Source organism: Streptomyces sodiiphilus (assembly GCF_039529215.1).
GTDB lineage: Bacteria > Actinomycetota > Actinomycetes > Streptomycetales > Streptomycetaceae > Streptomyces > Streptomyces sodiiphilus.
Map to the genome: position 1 here is coordinate 1 of NZ_BAAAMJ010000116.1, position 1,302 is coordinate 1,302.

Annotated in this window: 2 protein-coding genes; both read right to left on the reverse strand. The window is 71.0% G+C overall.

All coding sequences use genetic code 11. From position 1 onward, the window contains the following. Positions 1-80 precede the first annotated feature (80 nt). Positions 81-1,061, reverse strand: coding sequence for a carbohydrate kinase family protein (locus ABD299_RS24850; protein WP_344267029.1), 981 nt, complete (start codon positions 1,059-1,061; stop codon positions 81-83). Between the two features lie 72 nt (positions 1,062-1,133). Beyond that, positions 1,134-1,302 (reverse strand): methionine adenosyltransferase domain-containing protein (locus ABD299_RS24855; protein ID WP_344267032.1); only part of this gene is annotated, 169 nt, incomplete at its 5' end.

The window sequence follows — 1,302 nt, forward strand, 5'->3', positions numbered from 1 at the left end:
CATCGTGCCCATACCACCATCAGCCACCACCACCCGCGAGGCGAGGGCCTCACGGAGGGCCCGCACACGGGCGTCGTTCATCACAGTCTCCCCAGGTGGCAGGTCAGGCGGGCGGCGGAGCCGGGACCGTAGGAGTTCCGGGCACGGGCGATGAGAGACTCCGGATAGAGGCGGTACTCCTGGGTGCCGACGTAGTCGATCGCCGTCGCCGCCAGGACACTGCCGAGCTCCATCGCGGTGCGTTCGGGCAGCCCCCACTGGGTCGCTGCCAGAAAGCCGGCCCGGAACGCGTCTCCGACGCCGGTGGGATCCACCGCGGCCTCCACCGGGACGGCGTCGATGTCCACCTGCTCCCCGTCGGCCCGCCGCAGCGCGGCTCCGGCCGACCCCCGGGTGGTGATCCAGCCGCCGGTTCTCCGCAGGATCTCCCCGGCCGTCCAGCCGCTGCGTTCCCGCAGCAGCTCGGACTCGTACTCATTGGTGAACAGCCAGCGCGCGCCGGTCACCAGCTCCCGTACTTCTTCGCGCCCCAGGCGGGCCAGTTGCTGCGAGGGATCGGCGGCAAAAGGGATTCCCAGCTCGCGGCAGGTGTGGGTGTGCCGGAGCATGGCGTCGGGGTCGTCCGGGGAGACCAGCACCATGGCGAGCCCGCCGGCCCGCTCGATCACCTCGCGCAGGCAGATGTCCCGGGCCTCGGCCATGGCGCCGGCGTAGAAGGTGGCGATCTGGTTCTGGGCGCGGTCGGTGGTGCACACGAACCGGGCGGTGTGCCGGCTCTCGCTGACCAGCACCGAATCCGTGTCCACCCCGTTGTCCTTCAGGTGGAGGCGATACGGTTCGAAGTCACTGCCCACCGCCCCCACCAGAACGGGCTGCAGACCGAGCAGCCCGAGCCCGTAGCAGATGTTGGCTGCCACCCCGCCCCGGCGGATCTCCAGCCCGTCGGCGAGGAAGGAGAGCGACACGTTCTCCAGCCGGTCCGCCAGGAACTGGTCGGTGAACCGGCCGGGGAACGTCATCAGATGATCCGTGGCGATGGAACCCGTCACTGCGATGCGCATGAGGTCCGTCTCCTTCCGCACGTCGTGTCCGCGGGTCGATGGGGTGGGGGCGGGGCCGCCGGGCCGCCTGTCTCAGGCGCCCGCGGCGGTGCGCAGGGCGTCGGTGCGGTCGGTGCGTTCCCAGGTGAAGTCGGGCAGCTCACGGCCGAAGTGGCCGTAGGCCGCGGTCTGGGCGTAGATGGGGCGCAGCAGGTCCAGGTCACGGATGATGGCGGCCGGGCGCAGGTCGAAGACCTCGGTG

Excerpts from the sequence above, each read along its gene's own strand:
- ABD299_RS24850 (WP_344267029.1), bottom strand. The coding sequence starts at position 1,061 with ATGCGCATCGCAGTGACGGGTTCCATCGCCACGGATCATCTGATGACG.